The organism is Streptomyces goshikiensis (assembly GCF_014650555.1).
Taxonomy (GTDB): Bacteria; Actinomycetota; Actinomycetes; order Streptomycetales; family Streptomycetaceae; genus Streptomyces; species Streptomyces goshikiensis.
In genome coordinates, this window is record NZ_BMVE01000004.1 from 175,017 (window position 1) to 200,611 (window position 25,595).

The following is a 25,595-nucleotide window of genomic DNA, read 5'->3' on the forward strand; positions in this document are numbered from 1 at the left end:
CCTCAGTTCTCCGGCGGGGAGAAGACCACCATCACCTTCAGGTTCTCCGTGATGTGGTGGAACTTGTGGGGCACGCCGGCCGGAACGTAGACCACGCTCCCGTTCGCCACCGTCGTCGTCTCCTCCCCGACCGTGATCGAGGCGCGGCCGCTCACGACGAAGTACACCTCGTCCTGACGGTGCGGCTGCTGGGGGTCGGTCTGCCCCGCGTCGAGCGCGTAGAGGCCGACCGACATGTTCCGCTCCCGCAGGAACTGCAGATAGGCGCCGTCGTTGGCGGCCCGCTCCGCTTCGAGCTCGTCCAGCCGGAACGCTTTCATCGTCCTTGTGCCCCTTGTGCTCTCTTGTGCCGCGGCATCCGCTGATCTGCCGATGTCCTGCCAGGATCTTCTCTGCCACGATCAGACACATGACCAATTTCGTAGTCAAGACGCTCGCCAACGCGGCGGCCCTGGCCGTCGCCGTGTGGCTCCTCGCCGGCATCACCCTCGACGACGGCAGCAGCCTGGGCCGCCGCACACTTACCCTGATCCTGGTCGCGCTGGTCTTCGGACTGGTCAACTTCATCGTCAAGCCGGTGGTGAGACTGCTCTCGCTGCCGTTGTTCATCATCACCCTCGGGCTGTTCACCCTCGTCGTGAACGCCCTGATGCTGCTGCTGACCTCATGGCTGGCCAAGCAGCTCGACCTCAGCTTCCACGTGGACGGTTTCTGGACCGCCGTCGTCGGCGGCCTGATCATCTCCGTCGTCTCCTGGGCCGTGAACATGGTCCTGCCCGACAAGGACTGAGCGGGCACCGTGTGGGCCGGCGCCGCTACGCCGTGAAGTCCGCCACGCCGCGAAGGAGCACCTCCCCGTGACCGACCGCACCCCAGACCAGGCCGGCACCGACCGGATCGGCGACGGCACCCGCGCCGTGCGCGCCGGACTGCCCGAGCCCGTCAAGAACGAACCGCCCCTGCCCGGCCCCGTCTTCGCCGCGCATTTCCACCTCCCGGGCGACGTCGAGGGCCCGTACACGTACGGCCGCGACACCAACCCCACCTGGACCCTGCTGGAGCGGGCCATCGGGGAGCTGGAGGCGCCCGGCGCGGACGGCGCGCAGACCGTCGTCTTCGCCTCCGGGATGGCCGCGATCTCCGCCGTCCTCCTCTCCCAGACGCGCACCGGCGACACCGTCGTCCTCCCCGACGACGGCTACCAGGCGCTGCCCCTGCTCCGGGAGCAGCTGGAGGCCTACGGGGTCCGCGTACGCACCGCCCCGACCGGGAACGACGCCCAGCTCGGCGCTCTCGAAGGCGCCCGGCTGCTGTGGATCGAGACCCCCTCCAACCCGGGACTCGACGTCTGCGACGTACGCCGCCTGGTCGAGGCCGCCCACGCCGGCGGCACGCTCGTCGCCGTCGACAACACCCTGGCCACCCCGCTCGGCCAGCGGCCCCTGGAACTCGGCGCCGACTTCTCCGTCGCCAGTGGCACCAAGGGCCTGACCGGCCACGGTGATCTGCTGCTCGGCTACGTCGTCTGCCGCGACCCCGAGCTCGCCGCGGCCGTCCGCCGCTGGCGCAAGATCGTCGGCGCGATCCCGGGTCCCATGGAGGCCTGGCTCGCCCACCGTTCCCTGGCCACCATCCAGCTGCGCGCCCAGCGCCAGTGGGCCAACGCCCTGGCCGTCGCCGAAGCGCTGGCCGGCCGCGGCGAGGTCACCGGGCTGCGCTACCCGGGGCTGCCCTCGGACCCCTCCCACAAGACCGCCGCCCGGCAGATGGCCGGCTTCGGCTCGGTCGTCTCTTTCACCCTGCCCGACCGCCGGCACGCGGAACGGTTCATGAGCGCCCTGCGCCTGGTCGAGGACGCCACCAGTTTCGGCGGCGTACGGTCCACCGCCGAGCGGCGCGGACGGTGGGGAGGCGACGCGGTGCCGGAGGGGTTCATCCGCTTCTCCGCGGGCGCCGAGGACACCGAGGACCTGGTCAGCGACGTACTGCGGGCCCTGGACGCGGCGGGCCCGGCCGGCTGACCGGCGGGGCCGCAGGCACCGCGCTCACGCGGACGGGCGATCCGAGCCTCCCCCCTAGTGGCTCGGACCGCCCCGGGTTCCGCGCGCGAAGAACCACGGGCACAAGGCTAGTTGACCCTCTGTCAGAGTCCAATCACGGTAACGACAGGGGCCTATCGACATATTTATAGTTGTAGGCCCCCACCGAGAGGGGCCGACATGGACCTGGCCCTGCTGCGCACCTTCGTCGCCGTGCACCGGGCGGGCTCGTTCACCCGGGCCGCCGCACTGCTCGGGCTGTCCCAGCCCGCCGTCACCTCACAGATCCGCACCCTCGAACGCCAGCTGGGCCGACCGCTGTTCCACCGTCGGGCCCGCGGCGTCACCCCCACCCCTGTCGGTGACCAGCTCGCCCACAAGGCCGCCCCCCACCTCGACGCGCTGCTGCGCATCACCGAGACCGAGCGGGAGGCCGCCGGCGCGCCCCGCACCCTGCACATCGCCGGGCCTCCCGAGTTCCTGTCGCTGCGCGTGCTCCCCGCCCTCGCGCCCCTCGTCGGCCAGGGCCACACCCTGCGCACCGTCCTTCAGGCCGGATCCGAGGAGCTGCTCGACGCACTCGCCGCCGGCCACCACGACCTCATCGCCACCACCACCCGCCCGCGCCGCGCCCTGTTCACCGCCGCCGCCCTGTGCGACGAGGAGCACGTGCTGGTCGCCGCGCCCTACTGGGCCGCGCTCGTCGACCCCGACCGGCTGCGCGAAAGCGGTCCGACCGCCCTCGACGGCATCCCGCTCGTCGAGGTCCACGAATCGCTGCCCCTCGTCACCCGGTACTGGGCCGCCGTCTTCGACACCCGGCCCGACACCCGGCCCGACGCCGCCACCGTGGTCGCCCCCGACCTGCGCGCCGTGCTGGAATGCGTCCGGGGCGGCGCCGGGCTCGCCGTACTGCCCCGCTACCTGTGCCGGGACGCGCTCGCGCGCGGCGAGGTCGTCGCCCTGCTGGAGCCGGCCGTACCGCCGCTACGCACCTGGTTCCTCGTCGCCCGCGCCGGAAGCCTGGCCCTCTCCCACGTCTCCCGCGCTCACGACCGGCTACTGCGCGCCGCCGCGCACTGGTGAGCCCCCCGGTTGTGCGGCCCGGCGCGTTTCAGAAGCGGAGTCCTGGGCCACTCTTCTCCCATGACCGAACGTCCCGTGGTCAAACGCACCGCCCGCGCGATCCTGCTCGACGGTGACGACCTGATCCTCATCAAGCGCACCAAGCCCGGCGTCGATCCCTACTGGCTCACCCCCGGCGGGGGAGTGGAGCCCTCGGACGCCACCGTCATCGACGCCCTCCACCGGGAGGTCCACGAAGAACTCGGCGCGAAGATCACCGATGTGGTGCCCTGCTTCGTCGACACGATCGAGCACATCGCCGACGGCGGGGTGACCGGTGTGAAGGTGCAGCACTTCTTCGTCTGCCACCTCGAATCGATGGACCCCGGCCAACGGCACGGACCCGAGGTCGACCAGCCCGACGGGACCTACGAGATCGTCCGGGTTCCGTTCAGCCGGGTCGGCATCGCCGCCGTCCATCTCGTCCCGCTGTCCCTGCGCCACTACCTCGACGGCAACATCGAGGGGGTACGCGCCATGCATGCCCCCGACCTGGGCTGATCCGGGTCCCGACCGCGGTACGTCTGAGGCCGGCGAAAGCCGTCGGCCTCAGTCCTCGCCGGCCTCAACCGCCGACGGCTTCCAGTTCCTCCACGGCGTCGTGCCGGATCCGGTCTCCGGGGATCCCGATCCGCTTGAGGGCGTCCACGCCACTGCGGATCATCGCCGACGGCCCCGAGATGAACGCGTCGTACGAACTCCACGGCCCGTGCTCACCGACCGCCTGTGGCAGCTGGCCGGCCAGCCCCTCTCCGACCACCGGGCGCACCGACAGCCACGGATGCGAACGCTGCAGCCCCAGCAGGGTGTCCTTGTCGTACAGGTCGTTGTCACAGCGCGCCCCGAAGAAGACCTCCACCGGGCGCCGTTCGCCGTGCTCGGCGACGTCCTCGATCAGGGCCTTGATCGGCGCGATGCCGGTACCGCCGCCCAGGCAGAGCATCCCGTTGTCGGTGCTGTGGTCCACCACCATCGACCCGGCCGGCGGACCCAGCCGCAGCACATCGCCCGGCCGGGCGTGCCGCACCAGCGCGTTGGAGACCCAGCCCGCCGGAACCGCCTTCACGTGGAAGGACAGCAGCCCGTCGGCACGGGGGGCCGAGGCGAAGGAGTAGTGCCGCCACACGCGCGGCCACCACGGGGTCTCCATGCTCGTGTACTGACCGGCGACAAACGGGTACGGCTGGTCGGGGCGCACCGTCAGCACCGCGATGTCCGGGGTGCGCAGATCGTGGGAGACCACCTCCGCGTGCCACCACGGCGGGCTCGTCCGCTCCTCCTCCGCGGCGGCATCGATCATGATCTGCGAGATCGCGGTGTACGCGCGCACCCACGCGGCCTGGGGCTCGGGTCCCCAGGTCAGCTGCGCGTACCGGGCCAGCGCGCTGATCAGGGCCTCACCGACCACCGGGTAGTGGCCCGCCATCGTGCCGTACTTGCGGTGGCCACTGCCCAGCCGGCGCAGATAGGGGACGAGTACGTCCGGGTCGTCGATGTGCTCGGCGGCCGTGAGCAGGGCCTTCAGCAGCCGGTCCCGCTGCATGTCCATGGCCGGGGGGAACATGCTCCGCACTTCGGGGTGCCTGGTGAACACCAGGGCGTAGAAGTACGAGGTCATCTTGTCGGCGACGGGTCCGATCTCCGCCAGGGTCCTGCGGATGAGCAAGGCATCCGGAGAGGGTTCGACCTCACCGCCCTGGGGGGGGTATCCGGCCCGTCCTCGGTCTTGCCGATCTGGTGGGCGCAGCGTCCATGCGGTGCCTCGCTTCGAGCATCTCGGTCGGGTCTGCACACGCCACGGCCTCGAATCCGTGGTTCCGGGTTTCACAGCGTGCCAGCCGACCGAGAGGCCTGCGGGGGAATGCGGGAATTCCGCGTTTCGAACCTTCCTTCCCCTTAAGATGTCTCAACTCCCGGGCGTGCCAACCCCAATAGCTGGTATGCCTCGCGCAGGTCCCGCCCCTCATAGACATAGGTCGCGCGCTCCGCCAGATAGGGCCGCGCGTTGACCGCCACCGACCTCGGCACCGCTTCGAAGAGCGCCGAATCCGTCAGGGAATCCCCGTACGCGACGCACTCGGACCGGTTCACCCCGAACCGCTCGCACAGCCGGTCCGCCACATCGACCTTGCCCTCGGGCGTCAGGATCCCCGCCACGTCCAGCGGCCCGGTGAACGGCACGGACGGGTAGACCGATCCATGGGCGGCGTGCGCTCCCCACTCCAGGAGCAGCTCCACGAAGAAGGACGGAGACAGCGAGATCACCGCGCAGTAGTCCCCGCGATCGTGGATCTCCCGCCACACCTCGCGGATCCCCGACAGCCAGGGAGCACCGTCGAACGCGGCCCGGACATGCACCGGCGTCAGCTCCGACCACAGCCCGTGTGCCGCGATCGAGAACTCCTGAGGGGTGAGCTCCCGCGCGGCGAAGGCGCGCTCCAGCTCGCCGATCTCCGTACTCACGCCGAGCTGCCGGGAAATCTCGACCGGCGCGGCCGAGCCGTACATCAGCGTCCCGTCGAGATCAAAGAGGTGCAGGAGAGTCATAACAGTGGAGGCTAGCCCGTACGTTTCACCCAGGGCACTGCCGAACGTCAGCTACGGGAGAAACAGCGTGTTTCACGTGAAACATCGAGCCCTTTTCCGGAAGGCATGTGGATGTTTCACGTGAAACATCCACTCCAAATCCTCTGGACGGCTTCCCATCCATGATCCACTCTGAGGCCGTGACACCACCACAGCTCACCGAACTGCCGATCCGCGCGCTGACCCCGGGGGACCTCCGCCACTGCGCCGACCTGTCCCAAGACCGCGGCTGGCTCCGCGAGGACCACAAGTGGGGGCTACTCCTCGCCGCCGGCGACGGCTACGGCATCGACGCCCCTGACGGACAGGGCCTCGCCGCCACCTGCGTCGTCACCCGGTACGGGCCCGACCCTGCCGCGCCTGACCTCGCCGCCATCGGGATGGTCCTCGTCGCCGACCGCTACGCCCGCCAGGGCCTCGGGCGCCGCCTGATGACACACGTCTGTGACGACGTCCTCAAGGGCATCCCGCTGACCCTGCACGCCACCCCCTACGGCCGGCCCCTCTACGAGGAACTCGGGTTCGACACCACGGGCCGAGCGGAGATGCTCAGGGGCGCGTTCACCCACGACCCCGAGAGCACCGCCGCCGCGTCGGCCACCGTCCAGGTCCGGCCGGCCACCGCCGAGGACCTCTCCCGGATCCTCCGCCTGGACGCCGACGTCTTCGGCGCCGACCGGACCCACATGATCACGCGGCTGCCCGCCTTCGCGGACCGGCTCGTGGTCGCGGAGGACCGGGCCGGCGAACTCACCGGCTACGCCGCCCTCTGGCCCAACATGGACACCCATGTCATCGGCCCCCTGATCGCCCGCGACACCGCCGGCGCCCAGGCGCTCGTCACCGCCCTCGCCGCCACCACCGACCGGCCCCTGCGCACCGATGTCGACGAGCGCCACGAGGAGCTCCTCGCCTGGCTCAAGGACCGCGGCCTCGGCTCCATCGCCTTCAACGCCGTCATGACCCGCGACATCCCGGGCCTGCCGGGTGACTGGACCCGCCGCTGGGCACCCCTCACCGTGGCAGCCGGCTGAGAAAGGACCACCACATGACCGACACCCCGGAACTGGCCATCCGCCCCGCCACCGAGGACGATCTGCCGGCCATCGTCGCGATGCTCGCCGACGACCCCCTCGGCGCCACCCGTGAGTCCCCTGACGACCTCACCCCGTACGCCGCGGCCTTGAAGCGGCTGGTCGAGGACCCTCACCAGCACGTGGTCGTCGCCGTACGGGGAGACCGGGTCGTGGGCACCCTCCAGCTCACCATCGTCTCGGGCCTCTCCCGCAAGGGAGCCACCCGCTCGATCATCGAGGGCGTCCGCGTCCACGCCGATGAACGGGGCAGCGGCCTCGGTACCCGCTTCGTCGAATGGGCCATCGACCAGTCCCGCCGTGAGAACTGCCAACTCGTCCAGCTCACCTCGGACGTGACCCGCACCGATGCCCACCGCTTCTATGAGCGGCTCGGGTTCACCGCCTCCCACGTCGGCTTCAAGCTGCAGCTCTGACGAGCTCCCCGGCAGGGCCGGGTCGCTGTCGGCGGCCCGGCCTACGATCGGGAGGATGAGCCCCAGCCTCCCCCTCGTCACCACGGCCGAGCGCCGCCACCGGCTCGGGCGCCGGCACCGCCTGGCTCCCTCCGCCCGGGCCACCAGCGCCGCCCAGGCGGCGGACGCCGTCGTCGCCCTGCACGCCACCGACGCCGCGACCGTCTTCCTCTCCGCCCGCGCCCGCCTCTCCGAGGGGGACGGCCCGGCCGAGATCGAGAAGGCCCTCTACGAGGACGTCAGCCTCGTCCGGCTGCTCAGCATGCGCAACACGCTCTTCGCCGTCTCCACCGGACTCGCCCCGTACGTGGACGCTTCCACCGCCCGGGGTATCGCCGCCAAGGAACGCCGCACCCTCCTCAAGCACCTCGCCGAGGACGGCCAGGGCCTCGATGCCGCCTGGCTCGCCCAGGCGGAAGCCGACGCGCTCGCGGCCCTCGATGCCCAGGGGGCGTCCACCGGCAGCCAGATCTCCGCCGCCGTACCCGCCCTGCGCCAGAAGATCACCATCGGCCGGGGCAAGAAGTACGAGACCGAGGCCGGCGTCGCCACCCGCGTCATCCGTCTGCTCGCCGCCGACGGCAGGATCCGCCGCGACCGGCCCCGCGGCTCGTGGACCTCCAGCCAGTTCCGGTGGGTGCACACCGAACCCTGGCCCGCCCTGCCCGCTGCCGAGGCCCGCGCCGAGATCGCCCGCCGCTGGCTCCACGCCTACGGTCCGGCCACCGAGGCCGACCTCAGATGGTGGACCGGCTGGACCCTCACCGACGTACGCAAGGCCCTCGCCGCCGCCGGCGCCGACCAGGTCCGCCTCGAAGACGGCAGCACCGCACTCGTCAGCCCCGGTGACACTGCGCCCGAACCCGCCCCGGAACCCTGGGCGGCCCTCCTGCCCGGCCTCGACCCCAGCGGCATGGGCTGGGCCGACCGCGGCTTCCACCTCGACCGGGCGCACCGGCCGGCCCTCTTCGACTACGCCGGCAACCTCGGACCCACCGTCTGGTGGAACGGCGAGATCGTCGGCGGCTGGGCGCAGCGCCCCAGCGGCGAGATCGTCTGGCGTCTGCTGGCCGACCCCGGCCGAGCCGCCGAGGAGGCCGTCACCGCCGAGGCCGTCCGCCTCGCCCAGTGGCTGGGCGAGGCCCGCGTCACCCCGCGATTCCGTACCCCGCTCGAACGCGAACTCGTGGCCTGAGCCCGCGGGAACGGTCCGGGCGGTCCTGGAGAGGTCAGCCGATGCCCCGCCAGCCCCGCGGGTCCACCCCGCCGGGCACCGGCGCCTGGGGGTCGTAGGGCTCCCGGGTGAACACGAACGAGCCCAGATCGAGGTGGCTCACCGAACCGTCCTCCCGGCGGACCGCCCGCAGCGTCTCCCCCGCGTAGTAGCCGGACAGCCCCGTCCAGCTGCCGTCCGGCCCGGTGCGGAACCGGGCGGCCCGGCCCACCGCGCCCACCGGGCGGAGCTCCAGCAGCCCGTCCGCCGTCAGCCGCAGCACCTGGGCCGAAGTCCCCCAGTACCAGGGCCCGCACAGCTCCAGCGAAACGTGGTCCGCCTCCCGGAACGGCCGCCACGGCTCCGGGAACCGCGGCTCCGCGTCCGCGACGATCGCCACCAGGTCGGCGGCCAGCGCCGTCGCGGGCAGCCCCGACGTGCAGTTCGCCAGCACCACCGCCGCCACGTCGTCCGCCTCGCTGAGCCACAGCCCCGCGACGAACCCCGGAAGCGAACCGCTGTGCCCCACGAGCCGGCGGCCGGCGCCGTCCATCAGCTGGAGGCCGAGCCCGTAACCGGCCTCGGCGAGGCCGGGCTCCGGCGGAGCCGCCGACGTCCGCATCTCCCGTACCGAATCCGCGCTCAGCACCCGCTCGTCACCGCGCGCCAGGAACGCCGCGAACCGCGCCAAGTCCCCTGTCGTGGACCACAGCTGACCGGCCGGGGCCATCAGCCCCAGGTCTTCCAGCGGCTCCGGCATCATCACGTCCGCCCACGGGTGCACAGCCCAGCCACCGGCGTGCGGGGCCTGCGGCAGCGGGCTCGTACGGCCGAGCCCCAGCGGCTCCAGCACCTCGGCCCGCAGCACCTCGGCCCACGGCTTCCCGCGCAACGCCTCGACGAGCGAACCGAGCAGCGTGTAGCCGGGGTTGGAGTAGTGGTGGCGCCGCCCGGGCTCGTGCCGGAACGGCTCCTCCCCCAGTACGTCCGACAGCTCCGGCCGCAACGCCGCCGAGGACCGCTCCCACCACTGCCCCGGGGTCTCCGCGGCCAACCCGCCGGTGTGGGCCAGCAACTGGGCGACGGTCACCTCTCCGGCGCCGGTCCCCGGGAGGTGCTTCTCCAGCGGGTCTCCGAGCGTCAGCCGGCCCTCGTCGCGCAGCCGCATCACGAGAACAGCGGTGAAGGTCTTGGTGATCGACCCGATCCGGTACTGCACGTTCCCGTCGGGCCCGTGCCCCTCGACCGAGGTCCGGGAGCCCTCCCAGACCAGCTCGCCCCCGCGTACGACGGCCGCCACCACCGACGGCGCCCGCCCTTCGCTCTGGGCGACGGCGATCCGGTGCCTCAGCGCGCGCCGGGTGGTGGGGAGCAGATCCAGGTCTTCAGGTACGGCATCCATGATCGGATGCTACGTGTTGGCCATGTCCACGAACCGCGAGTAGTGGCCCTGGAAGGCCACCGTGATCGTCGCCGTGGGGCCGTTACGGTGCTTCGCCACGATCAGGTCCGCCTCGCCCGCACGGGGCGACTCCTTCTCGTACGCGTCCTCACGGTGCAGCAGGATGACCATGTCGGCGTCCTGCTCGATCGAACCCGATTCACGAAGGTCGGAGACCATCGGCTTCTTGTCGGTGCGCTGCTCGGGACCACGGTTCAGCTGGGACAGCGCGATCACCGGGACCTCCAGCTCCTTCGCCAGCAGCTTGAGGTTTCGGGACATGTCCGAGACCTCCTGCTGACGGCTCTCGGGACGGCGCGAGCCACCCGACTGCATCAGCTGGAGGTAGTCGATGACCACGAGCGAGAGGTCGTTGCGCTGCTTGAGCCGACGGCACTTGGCCCGGATCTCCATCATCGACAGGTTGGGGGAGTCGTCGATGTACAGGGGGGCCGCGGACACGTCGGGCATCCGGCGGGCCAGCCGGGTCCAGTCGTCGTCCGTCATCGTGCCGGAGCGCATGTGGTGCAGCGCCACCCGGGCCTCCGCCGACAGCAGGCGCATCGCGATCTCGTTGCGGCCCATTTCGAGGGAGAAGATGACGCTCGGCAGGTTGCTCTTGATGGAGCAGGCCCGGGCGAAGTCCAGCGCGAGGGTGGACTTACCCATGGCGGGTCGGGCCGCGATGACGATCATCTGGCCCGGGTGCAGGCCGTTGGTGAGCGAGTCGAGGTCGGTGAAGCCGGTCGGGACGCCCGACATCTGGCCGCTGCGGGAGCCGATCGCCTCGATCTCGTCGAGGGCGCCTTCCATGATGTCGCCGAGGGGCAGGTAGTCCTCGGAGGTCCGCTGCTCGGTGACGGCGTAGATCTCGGCCTGGGCGCTGTTGACGATCTCGTCGACGTCGCCGTCGGCCGCGTATCCCATCTGCGTGATCTTCGTGCCGGCCGCGACCAGCCGGCGCAGGACCGCCCGCTCGTGGACGATCTCGGCGTAGTACTCGGCGTTCGCCGCCGTGGGCACCGACTGGACCAGGGTGTGCAGGTACGAGGCCCCGCCGACCTTGCTGATCTCGCCGCGCCGGGTGAGCTCGGCGCCGACCGTGATCGGGTCGGCCGGCTCGCCCTTCGCGTACAGGTCGAGGATGGCCTGGTAGATCGTCTCGTGCGAGGGCCGGTAGAAGTCGTGGCCCTTGAGGACCTCGACCACGTCGGCGATCGCGTCCTTCGAGAGCAGCATGCCGCCGAGGACGGACTGCTCGGCGTCGAGGTCCTGCGGCGGGACGCGCTCGAAGCCGCCGCCTCCGCCGTCCCAGGAGCCGCCCTCGCGGCCCCGGTCCTGCTGGTCGTCCCCGCGGCCGCGTCCCTCGCCGTTACGGCGCGGACGGGCGGGCAGACGGTCGCCTGGACCGCTGTCGGCCCAAGGGTCGTCCATGGGCTCGGGCATGCTCACCGGGCCGCCTCCTCCCGTCCGCAACGCGGACCTCGCCGTGCCACTCTTTTTCTACGACACGGCTCTGACATTTGGGGCACCCGAATCGGCTCTCGGCACGTCGGGCAACGCACAACGGTAGGGCCGTTGGCGACGTCAGCCAATCTTGTTATCCACAGGGTGTGTGGATGAGATGTGGATGACGGCACCAATGCTGTGGGTAACTCCGCCGAAGCTGTGCACGGACCGGGGGACGGGGCTGTGGACAAAATCACCTGCCCTACCCATACACCCATGTTGACCTGCTATTTCTTCTTCCACTGACTGTGGGGAAGAAAATTCTTGGCCACCGCCACAAGATCGCCTCCAACGGGGTGTGAAGAACGCCCAAGTCAGCGCGCCGGTAAGGATCAAAAGACCCTTGTATCTATTACCTGTGGAAGATTAGATTGAGCACATGACACAGGCCCCCGCAGCACCGAAGGCTGCCCCGAGACGGCACGACCGCGAGATCCTCGCACTCGCCGTCCCCGCCTTCGGCGCCCTCGTCGCCGAGCCCCTCTTCGTGATGGCCGACAGCGCCATCGTGGGGCACCTCGGCACACCCCAGCTCGCCGGCCTCGGCATCGCCGCCGCACTGCTCACCACCGCCGTGAGCGTCTTCGTCTTCCTCGCCTACGCGACCACCGCGGCCGTCGCCCGCCGCGTCGGCGCGGGAGACCTCCAGGCGGCCATCCGGCAGGGCATGGACGGCATCTGGCTCGCCCTCCTGCTCGGCGCGGCCGTCATCGCCGTCGTCATGCCCGCAGCGCCCTGGCTGATCTCCCTCTTCGGGGCCTCGGACACGGTCGCCCCGTACGCGATCACCTACCTGCGGATCTCCGCCCTCGGCATCCCGGCCATGCTGATGGTGCTCGCCGCCACCGGCGTCATCCGCGGCCTCCAGGACACCAGGACCCCGCTCTACGTGGCCATCGGCGGGTTCGCCCTCAACGGCGCCCTGAACGTCGCCCTCGTCTACGGCGCGGGGCTCGGGATCGCCGGATCCGCCTGGGGCACGGTCATCGCCCAGTGCGCCATGGCCGCCGCCTACCTCTTCGTGGTCGTCCGGGGCGCCCGCGAGCACCAGGCCTCCCTGCGCCCCGACCCGGCGGGCATCCGGGCCTGCGCCCAGGCCGGTGCCCCTCTGCTGGTCCGCACCCTGTCCCTGCGCGCCGTACTCATGATCGCCACGGCGGTCGCCGCACGGCTGGGCGACGCCGACATCGCGGCCCACCAGATCCTGCTCGCGCTGTGGAGCCTGCTGGCCTTCGCCCTGGACGCGATCGCGATCGCGGGACAGGCCATCATCGGCCGCTACCTCGGAGCCGGTGACACCCACGGGGCCAAGGCCGTCTGCCGGCGCATGGTGCAGTGGGGCATCGCCTCGGGCATCGTGCTCGGCCTGCTGGTCGTACTGGCCCGCCCGGTGTTCATTCCGCTGTTCACCAGCGACCCCACGGTAGAGAAGGCCCTGCTGCCCGCCCTGCTGGTCGTGGCGGTCTCCCAGCCCGTCTCCGGGATCGTCTTCGTCCTGGACGGTGTCCTGATGGGCGCCGGAGACGGCCGCTACCTCGCCTGGGCGATGCTGCTCACCCTTGCCGTGTTCACCCCGGCCGCTCTGCTCGTCCCGGCCCTCGGCGGGGGCCTGACCGCGCTCTGGTGGGCCATGACGCTGATGATGGTGGTCCGGATGGCCACCCTCCAGCTCCGCGCCCGCTCCGGCCGCTGGCTGATCGCGGGGGCGACGCGCTGAGAGGTGCCCTTGGCCCTTGCCCTGTGTTTCACGTGAAACACAGGGCAAGGCCCGCTCCTGTTTCACGTGAAACATCGCCCGGCAACGACGAAGGGCCGCACCCCATCGGGGTGCGGCCCTTCATGCGCAGCCCTTAGGCGGCGACGACCTCGATGCCCACGTTCGCGGCGACCTCGGCGTGCAGACGCACGGAGACCTGGTACGAACCGAGGGTCTTGATCGGGGAGCCCAGCTCAACGCGGCGCTTGTCGACCTTCGGGCCACCGGAAGCCTCGATCGCCGTGGCGATGTCGGACGGAGTGACGGAACCGAAGAGACGACCGGCGTCACCCGCGCGGGTGGCCAGACGGACCTTCACGCCCTCAAGCTTGGCCTTGAACTCGTTGGCCTGCTCGATGGTCGCGATCTCGTGGATCTTGCGGGCGCGGCGGATCTGCGCCACGTCCTTCTCGCCACCCTTGGTCCAGCGGATCGCGAAACCACGCGGGACCAGGTAGTTGCGAGCGTAACCGTCCTTGACGTCGACGACATCGCCGGCGGTGCCGAGGCCAGAGACCTCGTGGGTCAGGATGATCTTCATTATTCGGTCACCCTTTCCTTATCGCGCGGTGGACGTGTAGGGCAGCAGCGCCATCTCACGGCTGTTCTTCACGGCCGTGGCGACGTCACGCTGGTGCTGCGTGCAGTTGCCGGTAACGCGGCGGGCACGGATCTTGCCGCGGTCGGAAATGAACTTCCGCAGCATGTTCGTGTCCTTGTAGTCCACGTAAGCGGTCTTGTCCTTGCAGAACGCGCAGACCTTCTTCTTAGGCTTGCGCACAGGCGGCTTCGCCATTGTGTCTCTCCTGTGTGATCAAGAAGTGGGGATGCGAGCTGCCCTAGAAGGGCGGCTCGTCCGAGTAGCCACCACCGGAGCCGCCGGAGCTTCCGCCCCAGCCGCCCCCGCCGCCGCCCTGCTGCTGGCCGCCGGTCGGCGCGCTGGACGCCCACGGGTCGTCGGAGGAAGCTCCGCCGCCCTGAGGTGCGCCGCCGCTGGGGGCTCCGCCCCAGCCACCGCCGCCGCCACCCTGCTGCTGACCGCCGCCGCCGTATCCACCCTGAGCGCCGCGACCGGTGGTCTTGGCGACCTTGGCCGTGGCGGTCTTCAGGCTGGGGCCGACTTCCTCGACGTCCAGCTCGTAGACCGTGCGCTTGACACCCTCACGGTCCTCGTACGACCGCTGCTTCAGCCGGCCCTGCACGATGACGCGCATGCCCCGCTGAAGGGACTCGGCGACGTTCTCCGCCGCCTGACGCCAGACCGAGCAGGTCAGGAACAGGCCTTCGCCGTCCTTCCACTCATTGGTCTGCTTGTCGAAGATGCGGGGAGTGGACGCGACACGGAACTTCGCGACCGCCGCACCCGAGGGGGTGAAGCGCAGCTCGGGGTCGTCGACGAGATTGCCGACGACCGTGATGACGGTCTCGCCTGCCATGGATGAACCTCTCGGCGGGGATTGCTGCTGGGCTGCTGTGCTACTCGTTCCCGATTACCGCTGAACCGAAGTTCAGTGGGTCTCGGGGCGAAGGACCTTGGTCCGGAGAACCGACTCGTTCAGGTTCATCTGTCGGTCAAGCTCCTTGACGACCGCAGGCTCGGCCTGAAGGTCGATGACCGAGTAGATGCCCTCGGGCTTCTTCTTGATCTCGTAAGCGAGACGACGACGGCCCCAGGTGTCGACCTTCTCAACCTTTCCGTTGCCCTCACGGACGACGGAGAGGAAGTTCTCGATCAGCGGGGAGACAGCGCGCTCCTCGAGATCGGGGTCGAGGATGACCATCACTTCGTAGTGACGCATGTGGAACCCACCTCCTTTGGACTCAGCGGCCACGGTCGTTCCGTGGCAGGAGGGTCGTGATGCGTGGCACGGTGCCTGAGAACAGACACCGCGCAGACCGTACAGACTACCTGCTCGACTCCTTCCGGTTGAAATCCGGCAGGAGGAGGCCACAATCTGTACTCAACGGGTGCGCTCGGTGCTAAGCCCCCGGCTCCTCCCGGAGGCGGCCCCGGTGCACCGCTCTGCTTCAGCCAGGAGGTGCCTTTCCGATGGCACAGGCAATGCGACGCCAGTCCTCCATCTCCCTCTTCGCGACCGACGGCAAGCCCCACCCCCTGCAGGACACCCTGCTGGCGGTCACGCTGGTCCTCGGGGCCGTGGCGTTCGTCACGGCGTTCTTCCACAATCTCCACCTGCTCAGCTCGTGGACCGGGCTGATCGGGATCCTGACCGGCGCGTACGGACAGTTCATCTCCGTCACGACACGCGAGCGCTTCGCACTGATCATCGGCCTTGGCGCCTCGGCCATCGGCTTCTACCTCGGCATGGCGCACGGCGGTCTCTTCGGCGGCTGAGCGGCTGACCGGGGCATCTCCGCGACAAGGGCGCCGGCCGCCACGGGGACGGGCACGGCCCGTCCCCCAGATGGGTGGCGCCCTTGTCGCAGTAGGCTTCGCGCCATAGCCAGCGAAGCCGCCGGAGGAGACGCCCCGCATGAGCCTGTCCCTGAGGACCATCAGTCGAGAGCAGCATCTGGATTACCTCCAGAGCCTGCCCTCGGCGAGCCACTGCCAGGTCCCGGCGTGGGCCGACGTGAAGAACGAGTGGCGCTCCGAGAACCTCGGATGGTTCAACGAGTCGGAGGAACTCGTCGGCGCCGCCCTCGTGTTGTACCGGCAGCTGCCCAAGGTGAAGCGCTACCTCGCGTACCTGCCCGAGGGCCCGGTCATCAACTGGTACGCCCCGAATCTGGAGGAATGGCTCCAGCCGATGCTGGCGCACCTGAAGCACCAGGGCGCCTTCACCGTGAAGATGGGCCCGCCCGTCGTGATCCGCCGCTGGAACTCGGCGGCCATCAAGGCCGGTATCCAGGACCCGAACGTCAAGCGACTGCGCGACGTGGAGGCTTCGGTCATCGAGCCGCGCGCCTTCGAGGTCTCGGACAAGCTGCGCCGGATGGGCTGGCAGCAAGCCGAGGACGGCGGCGCCGGCTTCGGCGACGTCCAGCCGCGTTACGTGTTCCAGGTGCCGCTGGCCAACCGCTCGCTGGACGACGTCCTCAAGGGCTTCAACCAGCTGTGGCGCCGCAACATCAAGAAGGCCGAGAAGGCCGGTGTCGAGGTCGTCCAGGGCGGCTACGACGACCTGCCGACCTGGCAGCACCTGTACGAGATCACGGCCGAGCGCGACAAGTTCCGCCCGCGCCCGCTCAGCTACTTCCAGCGTCAGTGGACGGCCCTCAACTCCGAGGACCCCAACCGGATGCGGCTGTACATCGCCACCCACGAGGGGGAGCCGCTGGCCGCCGCCACGATGCTCACCGTCGGCCAGCACGTCTGGTACTCGTACGGCGCATCGGCCAACCACAAGCGCGAGGTTCGGCCGTCGAACGCGATGCAGTGGCGGATGCTGCGCGACTCGTACGCGCTCGGTGCGAGCGTCTACGACCTGCGCGGCATCAGTGACACCCTGGACGAGAACGATCACCTGTTCGGTCTCATCCAGTTCAAGGTCGGCACCGGCGGCGAGGCCGTCGAGTACGTCGGCGAGTGGGACTTCCCGCTCAACAAGATGCTGCACAAGGCCCTCGACATCTACATGTCGCGGCGCTGACCCACACCGCACCGCACTGCTCCACACACACCGCAACGCTGCACAGGCAGCTGTTTTCCAGAGAGGCTCCGGACGGGCATGGCGCTCACGCTCTACGTCGACACCGCGCGCTGGCGTGCGCACCAGAAGCAGATCCAGGACCAGTTCCCCGGGCTGATCCCCGTCTGCAAGGGCAATGGCTACGGCTTCGGCCATGAGCGGCTGTGCGAAGAGGCGACCCGGATGGGCTCCGACATCCTCGCCGTCGGCACCACGTACGAGGCCGCCAGCATCAAGGACTGGTTCGGCGGCGACCTGCTCGTCCTCACCCCGTTCCGGCGGGGCGAGGAACCGGTTCCCCTGCCGGACCGGGTCATCCGCTCGGTGTCCTCGGTGGACGGGGTCCGCGGCCTGGTCGGCGCCCGGGTGGTCATCGAGTGCATGAGCTCGATGCGCCGCCACGGCATCTCCGAGCAGGACCTGGGACTGCTCCACTCGGCGATCGAGGACGTCCGCCTGGAGGGCTTCGCCCTGCACCTGCCGCTGGACCGCCCTGACGGCTCGGACGCCGTCGAGGAGGTCATCGGCTGGATGGACCGGCTGCGCGCGGCCCGGCTGCCGCTGCACACGATGTTCGTGAGCCACCTCAAGGCCCAGGAGCTGACCAGGCTCCAGCAGCAGTTCCCGCAGACCCGCTTCCGGGCCCGCATCGGCACCCGGCTGTGGCTCGGCGACCACGAGGCCACCCAGTACCGCGGCGCGGTCCTGGACGTCACGCGCGTGTCGAAGGGCGACCGGTTCGGCTACCGCCAGCAGAAGGCCGCCTCCGACGGCTGGCTCGTCGTGGTCGCGGGCGGCACCTCGCACGGGGTGGGGCTGGAGGCTCCCAAGGCCCTCCACGGGGTCATGCCGCGCGCCAAGGGCGTGGCCCGCGCGGGCCTGGCCACGGTGAACCGGAACCTGTCCCCGTTCGTCTGGGCGGGCAAGCAGCGCTGGTTCGCGGAGCCGCCGCACATGCAGGTGTCGATCCTGTTCGTGCCCTCGGACGCGACCGAGCCGAAGGTCGGCGACGAGCTGGTGGCGCACCTGCGACACACCACCACCCAGTTCGACCGGGTGCTGGACGCCTGATCCACCGGGTGGTGACGGGCCGGCCGCGGGGGCCGCTCAGTCCCTGAGGTCCGCTCCCCACTCGACCCGCTGTCCCTGCGAAGGCGCCGCATCCTGCGGCGCCTTCGTCATGTGCGCCAGGGTGAACACGTCCTCGGCGCCGTCCAGGACACCGCCGGAGGGGTCGTCCGAGCCGTCCTGGCGCACCACGTCCCGTTCGGGCAGCAGGATGTCGCGGACGACGACGGCGCACAGGTAGAGCGTCGCGATCAGGTGGGCGGCGATCGCCAGCTGGTAGCCCTCCACGGGCAGGCCCTGGTGCTTGTCCCCGCTGGTCGTGTAGGCGAGGTAGAACCAGATGCCGAGGAAGTACATGACCTCGCCGGTCTGCCAGATCAGGAAGTCCCGCCAGCGCGGCCGGGCCAGCGCGGCGAGCGGGATGAGCCACAGCACGTATTGCGGCGAGTAGACCTTGTTCGCCAGGATGAACGCGGCCACCACCAGGAAGGCCAGCTGCGCGAAACGGGGGCGCCGCGGGGCCGCCAGGGTGAGCAGGCCGATGGCGGCGCACAGCAGCAGCGTCAGGACCGTCGCGTAGGTGTTGGCGCCGTCGAGGGGGTTGCCGGAGCGCTGGGAGATCAGCAGCCACACGGAGCCGAAGTCGATGGGCCTTTCCTGGCTGAAGACGTAGAACCGCTTCCAGCCGTCCCAGGCGAAGTACATGACCGGCCCGTTGACCAGGAGCCAGGAGCCGGCCGCGCCCAGCAGGGCGGCGCCGAACGCGCGCCACTTCCCGGCCCGCCAGCAGAGCACGAACAGCACGCCGAGCAGCAGTACCGGGTAGAGCTTGGCGGCGGTGGCCAGTCCGATGAACACGCCGAACAGGACCGCCCGGCCACGGGACCACATCAGCGTCGCGGCGGCGGTCAGAGCGATGGCCAGCAGGTCCCAGTTGATCGTCGCGGTGAGGGCGAAGGCGGGCGCGAGGGCGAAGAGCAGCGCGTCCCAGGGCCGGCGGCGGTGGGTGCGGGCGACGCAGTAGGCGATGACCACCGCGCAGATCATCAGCATGCCCGCGTTGACCATCCAGTACAGCTGCTCGCGGTGCTGGATGGAGCCGCCGCCCGGGGTGAGCCAGGAGGCGAACTGCATGAAGGCGCCGGTCAGGACCGGGTACTCGACGTACTGCATGTCGCCGTACTTCGGGTCGCCGTCGGGGAACCGGTCGAAGTACGGGATGAGCCCGTCGGCGAAGCCGCGCGCGGAGTACAGGTGCGGGATGTCGGAGTAGCAGGCGTGGGTGTACTGCGAACCCGCTCCCTGGAACCAGGCCCAGTCGTAGCAGGGGAGCTTCTGGACCATGCCGAGCGCGAACATCCCGAGGGCGACGAGGATGACGACCCGCACGGGAGTCAGCCGGTGGCCGCCCAGCCGGGCGTGCCGGCCGAGCGGGCCGCCGATGAGTTCGCTGCCGGCCGCGGCGACCTCGTCCTGCTGGGTGGGCAGTACGGGCGGTTCCTCGTGCACCTTCGTCATGCGCACATCCTGCCGTACGGGGCCGGGCATGAGGGAGGGCCGCCGCACGGGGTGCGACGGCCCTCGTCAGCGCGGGGCGGGGCGGGTCAGCCCCCGGTACCGGCGGTGGTCCCGGTGGACGTGCCGCCCCAGCCGGTGATGCCGCCCGGCCGGCCCGGCTTGCCCGTGGGCGGCGACGGAGGCCCGGTGGGTCCGCCGTCGGCCCCTCCGCCGTTGACGCCTCCGCCGTTGGCCGCTCCGCCGTTGACACCCCCGCCGTTGACTCCGCCGTTGTCGGCGCCGCTGGTGGTGCCCCCGTTCGTCGTCGGGTCGTAGCACACCCGCCACGGCTTGCAGGAGGGCTTGCCTCCGCCCGACGGGCTCGGGGAGACCGGGGGCGAGGTGCTCGGCGACGTGGACGGCGACGGCGGCGTGGACGGCGAGGGAGCGACCGAGGGGCTCGGGGAGGGCGCGCCGGAGGCGTCCGCGGTGACGCCGATGTCGTCGGGCTCGGGGAACTCCTTGGAGGGGAGTCCCTTGAGCGCCTCGCGCATGTACTCGGTCCAGATCACGGTCGGGATGTCACCACCGTGGATGGAGTCGACACCGCCCACGTGGTTCATGGACATGAGCTTCTTGTCCGCCGAGGTGGGGTCGGTACGGAACAGGGTGACCGCGGTGGACAGCTCCGGGGTGTAGCCGACGAACCAGGCCGACTTGTTCTTGTCGGTGGTGCCGGTCTTGCCCGCGACGGGCCGGTTGAGCTTCTTGGCCTTGACGCCGGTGCCGTTCTGGACGACGTTCTCCAGCACCTTGGTGACGTTGTCGGCGATGGCGTTGTCCATGGCGCGCTGCGCCTTGGGAGCCTCGAAGCCGGACAGCTCCTTGCCGTCCTGCTCGACCTTGGTCACCGAGAACGGCTCGTGGTGGGTACCGGAGGCGGCGAAGGTGGCGTACGAGTCGGCCATCCGGATGGCGCTGGGGGTGGAGGTGCCCAGCGCGAAGGAGGCGGTGTTGTCCGGGTCCATCGACTCGGTGAGGATGCCCGTGGACTTGGCCACGTCGCGGACCTTGCTGTGGCCGACGTCGAAGACGAGCTGCGCGAACGGAACGTTGATGGACTTCTCCATCGCCTCGTTCAGGGTCACGTATCCGTAGGGGGTCGAGCTCTCGTTCTTCTGCTGGAACGGCTTGCCGTTGCTGCCCGTCAGCGGCTTGCCCTGACGGTTGTTGATCACGGTGAGGTCGTTGGCCGGGTACTTGCTGTCGACCGAGAGGCCCGACCCGTTCGAGTTCTGGGTGCCGTACTCCAGCGCCGCCGCCAGCACGTACGGCTTCCAGGTCGAGCCGACCGGTACACCGATGGTGTTGGCGTTGTTGGTGAAGTGTTTCTTGTCCCAGCCCGGACCGCCGTACATGGCCACGATCGCCCCGGACTTCACGTCCACGGAGGCGGCGCCGAACTGCACGAAGGTGTCGTAGTCGGGACGCTTCTTCTCGTCGAGGAAGTCGTCGCGCGTCTCCTCGACGGCCTTGACCAGGGCGTCCACCCTCGGCTTCTCGAAGGTGGTGTGGATCTGGTAGCCGCCCAGGGCCATCTTCTCGGCCGGGATGTCCTTGGTCTTCATCACGTACTGCTTGGCGGTCTCGACCAGGTAGCCGATCTGGCCGGACATGCCGCGGGCCATTTCGGAGTCCACCAGCTTGGGGAACTCCTTGATCTGGTCCCGGTCCGCCTTCTGCATCCGGCCGACCTGGACCTCGCGGTCCAGCACCCAGGCCCAGCGCTGCCGGGCTCGCTCGGTGTTGGCCTGCGGGGTGGCGGCGGTGCCGATGCCGCCGTCCGGGTTGTACAGGTTCGGCCCCTTGAGCACGGAGGCGAGGAAGGCGCTCTCGGAGGGCGTGAGCTCCTCGCAGTCCTTGCCGAAGTAGGCACGGGCCGCGGCCTGGATGCCGTAGGCGTCCCGGCCGTAGTACGCGGTGTTGAGGTAGCCCGCGAGGACGTCGTCCTTCTCGGCGCTCACACCCAGCTTTATTGCGATGAAGAGCTCGGTGACCTTGCGCTTGAGCGTCTGGTCGGAGTCGAGGTAGGTGTTCTTCACGTACTGCTGGGTGATGGTCGAGCCACCCTGGGTCGAGCCGCCCTTGGCCATGTTCCACACGGCGCGGGCGATACCCATGGGGTCGACGCCCTTGTCGGTCTCGAAGGACTCGTTCTCGGCCGAGATCACCGCGTCCTGCATCGAGCGGGGGATCTTGGAGATCGGGACGATCTGCCGGTTCATGGAACCGCCGGTCGCGACCATCTGGGTGCCGTCTGCCCAGAAGAAGACGTTGTTCTGCGCCTTGGCGGCCAGATTCGGGTTCGGCGTGTTCACCATGGCGATGCCGATGCCGGCGCCGGCGGTGACGACCGCGAAGAAGCCCAGCGCGGTGCCGCCGACGAGCTTCCAGGACGGCATGAAGCGCTTCCAGCCGTCCTTGTCGGACCGCGGGTAGTTGATCAGCCGCTTGTCCGGGCGCCCCGCACCCCTGCCCGCCTGACCGCGGCCACGGGGGCCGGACCCCCGCTGGGTGGATCTACGGGCATCGGCGCGGCCGGCCGGCTCGCCGTAAGGGACGCTCGGGGACGCGGTGGGTACGTCGCGTCCGGCGCCGGGGGCGCCCCGGCCTGGGCGCTGCTGGGCAGCCCGGCGGGTCGCGGCGCGGCTCCCGCCCTGGGGTTCGGGCTGGGGCGGTTTGCGGCGGTGCTCGCTCATCGAACGACTACTCCTCGGCCAGGCGAGTGGCCTGGAAGCGGCAGGTGAGTTCCGGTCCCCCCGGTGTCATGGCGCACAGACTACGCACGCTCAAAACCCATTCAGTGTCGAAGTTCACCCCAAATCAGGCAACTTGCCTCGTACGAATTGGTGATGTGATGCCGGTCACTACGCCATCTCTTGTCGCCGGGGGCAGCCCGTTCTATCGTCTGGATGTATCGAGTCGATACATCAGCTCGACATAAAGACTCAGGGGCGGAGGAGAGGCAGGCGGATGAGCAGACGCTCAGGCATCCTCGAGTTCGCCGTCCTCGGCCTGCTTCGCGAATCCCCCATGCACGGCTACGAGCTGCGCAAGCGGCTCAACACCTCGCTGGGTGTGTTCAGGGCGTTCAGCTACGGGACGCTCTATCCCTGCCTCAAGACGCTGGTCGCCAACGGCTGGTTGATCGAGGAACCGGGCAGCGCCCCGGAAGACGCTCTCGCCGCTTCACTCGCAGGGCGCCGCGCCAAGATCGTCTACCGGTTGACGGCGGCGGGTAAGGAGCACTTCGAGGAGCTCCTTTCCCACACCGGGCCGGACACCTGGGAAGACGAGTCCTTCGCCGCCCGCTTCGCCTTCTTCGGCCAGACCGAACGTGAAGTGCGGATGCGGGTGCTGGAGGGTCGCCGCAGCCGGCTGGAAGAGCGCCTGGAGAAGATGCGGGCCTCGCTCGCCCGCACGCGGGAACGCCTCGACGACTACACGCTTGAACTGCAGCGACACGGAATGGAATCCGTGGAGCGCGAAGTCCGCTGGCTGAACGAGCTGATCGAGAGCGAGCGGGCGGGACGGGACAAGAGAAATCCCGGCCCGCCCGACGAAACTGCAAAGTGAGGTCTGCGGTCTCGCAGACCTCGTCCGAGAACAAACAGGGAGCAACCGGAATGGGTTCGGTTCGCGTAGCCATCGTCGGCGTGGGCAACTGCGCCGCCTCGCTGGTGCAGGGCGTCGAGTACTACAAGGACGCCGACCCGGCGGCCAAGGTCCCCGGTCTGATGCACGTCCAGTTCGGCGACTACCACGTGCGTGACATCGAGTTCGTCGCCGCGTTCGACGTCGACGCGAAGAAGGTCGGCCTCGACCTCTCCGACGCCATCGGCGCCAGCGAGAACAACACCATCAAGATCTGCGACGTCCCGAACGCCGGTGTGACCGTTCAGCGCGGCCACACCTACGACGGTCTGGGCAAGTACTACCGCATGACCATCGAGGAGTCCGCCGAGGCTCCGGTCGACGTGGTGCAGATCCTCAAGGACCGCCAGGTCGACGTTCTGATCTGCTACCTGCCCGTCGGTTCCGAGGACGCTGCGAAGTTCTACGCGCAGTGCGCCATCGACGCCAAGGTCGCGTTCGTCAACGCCCTCCCGGTCTTCATCGCCGGCACCAAGGAGTGGGCGGACAAGTTCACCGAGGCCGGTGTCCCGATCGTCGGCGACGACATCAAGTCGCAGGTCGGCGCCACCATCACGCACCGCGTGATGGCGAAGCTGTTCGAGGACCGCGGTGTCCGTCTTGAGCGCACCATGCAGCTCAACGTCGGCGGCAACATGGACTTCAAGAACATGCTGGAGCGCGACCGCCTGGAGTCGAAGAAGATCTCCAAGACGCAGGCCGTCACCTCGCAGATCCCCGACCGTGAGCTCGGCGAGAAGAACGTCCACATCGGCCCGTCCGACTACGTCGCGTGGCTCGACGACCGCAAGTGGGCCTACGTCCGCCTCGAAGGCCGCGCCTTCGGCGATGTCCCGCTGAACCTTGAGTACAAGCTTGAGGTGTGGGACTCCCCGAACTCCGCCGGTGTCATCATCGACGCCCTGCGCGCCGCGAAGATCGCCAAGGACCGCGGTATCGGTGGCCCGATCCTGTCGGCTTCCAGCTACTTCATGAAGTCCCCGCCGGTGCAGTACTTCGACGACGAGGCCCTGGCCAACGTCGAGAAGTTCATCAAGGGCGAGGTCGAGCGCTAGTCGAACCCCAAGGGTCCGCGAGGACACCTGGACTTCGGCTGTTCTTCCGCGGAGGGTCCCCGGGCAATACGCCCGGGGACCCTCCGCGTATGTGACCCTTGCCCTCATGCCTGTCGTACGTGATCTGCGCGTACTCCTGCGCTTGAGGGATTTCCGCAATCTGCTCGCCGTACGGCTGCTTTCCCAGGCCGCGGACGGCGTGTACCAGGTCGCGCTCGCCACGTACGTGGTCTTCTCCCCGGAGAAGCAGGCCTCGCCCGCGGCCATCGCCTCGGCCATGGCGGTCCTGCTCCTGCCCTACTCGGTGATCGGCCCCTTCGCCGGCGTGCTGCTGGACCGCTGGCGGCGCCGCCAGGTCTTCCTCTACGGCAACCTGCTGCGGGCCGTCCTGGCCTGCGTCACCGGCCTGCTGATCGTCGCGCACGTCCCCGACTGGCTCTTCTACGCCTCCGCCCTGTCGGTGACCGCCGTCAACCGCTTCGTCCTGGCCGGACTCGCCGCCTCGCTGCCCCGGGTCGTCGGCTCGGACCAGCTGGTCACCGCCAATGCCCTGTCGCCCACCGCCGGGACCCTCGCGGCGACCGCCGGCGGGGGACTGGCCTTCCTCGTACGGCTGCTGGCCTCGGGCTCCAATGCCCTCGTCGTCCTGCTCGGGGCCCTGCTGTATCTGGCCGCCGCCCTGATGTCGCTGCGCCTGGCCATCGGGCTCCTGGGACCCGACCACCCCCCTGGCCACACCCACCCGTCCGTAGCCGAGGGGATCGCCCTGACCGTCCGGGGCATGACCGAGGGCCTGCGGCACCTGGCCGAACGGCGCGAGGCCGCCCAGGCGCTCGCAGCGATGACCATGATGCGGTTCTGCTACGGCGCGCTGACGGTCATGCTGCTGACCCTCTGCCGCTACTCCTGGTCGGACAACGAGTCGGACGGCCTGGCCCTGCTGGGCATCGCGGTCGGCGTCTCCGGCGCCGGATTCTTCACGGCAGCCGTCATCACGCCCTGGCTCGTGGGCCGGCTGGGCACGCGCGGCTGGATCACGGCCTGCTCCGCCGGCGCCGCGGTCCTGGTCCCCGCACTGGGCCTGTTCTTCGCCCCGGGCCCGATGCTGGCCGCCGCCTTCGTACTGGGCCTCGCCACCCAGGGCGCCAAGATCTCCACCGACACCGTCGTGCAGTCACAGGTGGACGACGAGTTCCGGGGGCGCGTTTTCTCCGTCTACGACGTGCTGTTCAACGTCGCGTTCGTCGGGGCCGCCGCGGTCGCCTCCCTGATGCTTCCCGCCGACGGCCAGTCGGTCGTACTGATCATGAGCGTGTCCGTCGTGTACGCCGTGACCGCGGCGCTCCTGCGGCGCCAGGGCCGATGTTTCACGTGAAACATCGGCTCGGGC

At 69.8% G+C, this 25,595-nt stretch carries 25 protein-coding genes; 14 read left to right on the forward strand and 11 right to left on the reverse strand.

Going from position 1 to position 25,595, the window contains the following annotated elements:
* Positions 1-2 precede the first annotated feature (2 nt).
* A complete protein-coding gene (locus IE248_RS14115; RefSeq protein WP_008741687.1) occupies positions 3-320 on the reverse strand; it encodes a cupin domain-containing protein in 318 nt (105 codons plus the stop codon).
* A gap of 89 nt (positions 321-409) precedes the next feature.
* On the opposite strand from IE248_RS14115, the gene IE248_RS14120 reads away from it, so the two are divergent.
* From IE248_RS14120 to IE248_RS14135, 4 genes are all read left to right on the forward strand, one after another.
* Entirely contained in the window at positions 410-790 is a 381-nt protein-coding gene (locus IE248_RS14120) for a phage holin family protein (RefSeq protein WP_008741686.1), read from the forward strand.
* A 67-nt stretch (positions 791-857) separates the two neighbouring features.
* Entirely contained in the window at positions 858-2,021 is a 1,164-nt protein-coding gene (locus IE248_RS14125; protein WP_100581298.1) for a cystathionine gamma-lyase, read from the forward strand.
* A gap of 198 nt (positions 2,022-2,219) precedes the next feature.
* A complete protein-coding gene (locus IE248_RS14130) occupies positions 2,220-3,125 on the forward strand; it encodes a LysR family transcriptional regulator (RefSeq protein ID WP_190030890.1) in 906 nt (301 codons plus the stop codon).
* 60 nt (positions 3,126-3,185) lie between these two features.
* Positions 3,186-3,665 (forward strand): NUDIX domain-containing protein, encoded by a 480-nt coding sequence (locus IE248_RS14135; RefSeq protein ID WP_008741683.1) that lies wholly within the window; start codon positions 3,186-3,188, stop codon positions 3,663-3,665.
* Between the two features lie 64 nt (positions 3,666-3,729).
* On the opposite strand, the gene IE248_RS14140 is transcribed toward IE248_RS14135, so the two are convergent.
* Positions 3,730-4,992: a globin domain-containing protein gene (locus tag IE248_RS14140; RefSeq protein ID WP_373301515.1), complete on the reverse strand. Its 1,263-nt coding sequence runs from the start codon at positions 4,990-4,992 to the stop codon at positions 3,730-3,732.
* Between the two features lie 68 nt (positions 4,993-5,060).
* The gene (locus IE248_RS14145; RefSeq protein ID WP_008741681.1) at positions 5,061-5,711 is read right to left on the reverse strand and encodes an HAD family hydrolase; all 651 of its coding nucleotides are present in this window, start codon (positions 5,709-5,711) and stop codon (positions 5,061-5,063) included.
* A gap of 161 nt (positions 5,712-5,872) precedes the next feature.
* Between IE248_RS14145 and IE248_RS14150 the strand changes: the two genes are divergently transcribed.
* From IE248_RS14150 to IE248_RS14160, 3 genes are read left to right on the forward strand one after another with little or no spacing between them, the layout of a single operon-like run.
* A complete protein-coding gene (locus tag IE248_RS14150; protein WP_073797749.1) occupies positions 5,873-6,784 on the forward strand; it encodes a GNAT family N-acetyltransferase in 912 nt (303 codons plus the stop codon).
* 14 nt (positions 6,785-6,798) lie between these two features.
* A complete protein-coding gene (locus tag IE248_RS14155; RefSeq protein WP_073797750.1) occupies positions 6,799-7,260 on the forward strand; it encodes a GNAT family N-acetyltransferase in 462 nt (153 codons plus the stop codon).
* A gap of 55 nt (positions 7,261-7,315) precedes the next feature.
* Complete coding sequence (locus IE248_RS14160) at positions 7,316-8,494, forward strand: winged helix DNA-binding domain-containing protein (protein ID WP_190030891.1); 1,179 nt, start codon at positions 7,316-7,318, stop codon at positions 8,492-8,494.
* A 34-nt stretch (positions 8,495-8,528) separates the two neighbouring features.
* On the opposite strand, the gene IE248_RS14165 is transcribed toward IE248_RS14160, so the two are convergent.
* Both IE248_RS14165 and dnaB read right to left on the reverse strand, forming a co-directional pair.
* Complete coding sequence (locus tag IE248_RS14165) at positions 8,529-9,914, reverse strand: serine hydrolase domain-containing protein (RefSeq protein ID WP_190030892.1); 1,386 nt, start codon at positions 9,912-9,914, stop codon at positions 8,529-8,531.
* 9 nt (positions 9,915-9,923) lie between these two features.
* Positions 9,924-11,387 carry a replicative DNA helicase gene (gene dnaB, locus IE248_RS14170; RefSeq protein WP_037793400.1) on the reverse strand — a complete coding sequence of 488 codons (1,464 nt, stop codon included), beginning with the start codon at positions 11,385-11,387 and terminating at the stop codon, positions 9,924-9,926.
* Positions 11,388-11,841: 454 nt separating this feature from the next.
* On the opposite strand from dnaB, the gene IE248_RS14175 reads away from it, so the two are divergent.
* On the forward strand, positions 11,842-13,179 hold the full coding sequence (locus IE248_RS14175) for an MATE family efflux transporter (protein WP_073797753.1): 1,338 nt from the start codon (positions 11,842-11,844) through the stop codon (positions 13,177-13,179).
* A gap of 133 nt (positions 13,180-13,312) precedes the next feature.
* Here IE248_RS14175 and rplI read toward each other — a convergent pair whose 3' ends face one another.
* From rplI to rpsF, 4 genes are all read right to left on the reverse strand, one after another.
* Positions 13,313-13,759: a 50S ribosomal protein L9 gene (rplI, locus tag IE248_RS14180; protein WP_008741674.1), complete on the reverse strand. Its 447-nt coding sequence runs from the start codon at positions 13,757-13,759 to the stop codon at positions 13,313-13,315.
* 18 nt (positions 13,760-13,777) lie between these two features.
* Positions 13,778-14,014 carry a 30S ribosomal protein S18 gene (gene rpsR / locus IE248_RS14185; RefSeq protein ID WP_005315025.1) on the reverse strand — a complete coding sequence of 79 codons (237 nt, stop codon included), beginning with the start codon at positions 14,012-14,014 and terminating at the stop codon, positions 13,778-13,780.
* A 43-nt stretch (positions 14,015-14,057) separates the two neighbouring features.
* Positions 14,058-14,654, reverse strand: coding sequence for a single-stranded DNA-binding protein (locus IE248_RS14190; protein WP_190030893.1), 597 nt, complete (start codon positions 14,652-14,654; stop codon positions 14,058-14,060).
* 72 nt (positions 14,655-14,726) lie between these two features.
* Positions 14,727-15,017, reverse strand: a complete 291-nt coding sequence (gene rpsF, locus IE248_RS14195) for a 30S ribosomal protein S6 (RefSeq protein WP_004950685.1) — start codon at positions 15,015-15,017, stop codon at positions 14,727-14,729.
* A 251-nt stretch (positions 15,018-15,268) separates the two neighbouring features.
* Between rpsF and IE248_RS14200 the strand changes: the two genes are divergently transcribed.
* The 3 genes from IE248_RS14200 to IE248_RS14210 all read left to right on the forward strand — a co-directional run bounded on the left by IE248_RS14200 (position 15,269) and on the right by IE248_RS14210 (position 17,942).
* Positions 15,269-15,574 carry a hypothetical protein gene (locus IE248_RS14200; protein ID WP_073774007.1) on the forward strand — a complete coding sequence of 102 codons (306 nt, stop codon included), beginning with the start codon at positions 15,269-15,271 and terminating at the stop codon, positions 15,572-15,574.
* Positions 15,575-15,713: 139 nt separating this feature from the next.
* On the forward strand, positions 15,714-16,832 hold the full coding sequence (locus IE248_RS14205; RefSeq protein ID WP_008741671.1) for a lipid II:glycine glycyltransferase FemX: 1,119 nt from the start codon (positions 15,714-15,716) through the stop codon (positions 16,830-16,832).
* A gap of 78 nt (positions 16,833-16,910) precedes the next feature.
* Positions 16,911-17,942, forward strand: coding sequence for an alanine racemase (locus tag IE248_RS14210; RefSeq protein ID WP_073797754.1), 1,032 nt, complete (start codon positions 16,911-16,913; stop codon positions 17,940-17,942).
* Positions 17,943-17,978: 36 nt separating this feature from the next.
* Here the strand turns inward: IE248_RS14210 and IE248_RS14215 are convergent, their stop codons facing one another.
* Entirely contained in the window at positions 17,979-19,457 is a 1,479-nt protein-coding gene (locus IE248_RS14215; protein WP_190030894.1) for a glycosyltransferase family 87 protein, read from the reverse strand.
* A gap of 86 nt (positions 19,458-19,543) precedes the next feature.
* On the reverse strand, positions 19,544-22,195 hold the full coding sequence (locus IE248_RS14220) for a transglycosylase domain-containing protein (RefSeq protein ID WP_229895312.1): 2,652 nt from the start codon (positions 22,193-22,195) through the stop codon (positions 19,544-19,546).
* Positions 22,196-22,469: 274 nt separating this feature from the next.
* On the opposite strand from IE248_RS14220, the gene IE248_RS14225 reads away from it, so the two are divergent.
* The 3 genes from IE248_RS14225 to IE248_RS14235 all read left to right on the forward strand — a co-directional run bounded on the left by IE248_RS14225 (position 22,470) and on the right by IE248_RS14235 (position 25,580).
* Complete coding sequence (locus tag IE248_RS14225) at positions 22,470-23,072, forward strand: PadR family transcriptional regulator (protein ID WP_008741665.1); 603 nt, start codon at positions 22,470-22,472, stop codon at positions 23,070-23,072.
* A 50-nt stretch (positions 23,073-23,122) separates the two neighbouring features.
* Entirely contained in the window at positions 23,123-24,205 is a 1,083-nt protein-coding gene (locus IE248_RS14230) for an inositol-3-phosphate synthase (protein WP_008741664.1), read from the forward strand.
* Positions 24,206-24,311: 106 nt separating this feature from the next.
* A complete protein-coding gene (locus IE248_RS14235; protein WP_190030895.1) occupies positions 24,312-25,580 on the forward strand; it encodes an MFS transporter in 1,269 nt (422 codons plus the stop codon).
* Positions 25,581-25,595: the final 15 nt, after the last annotated feature.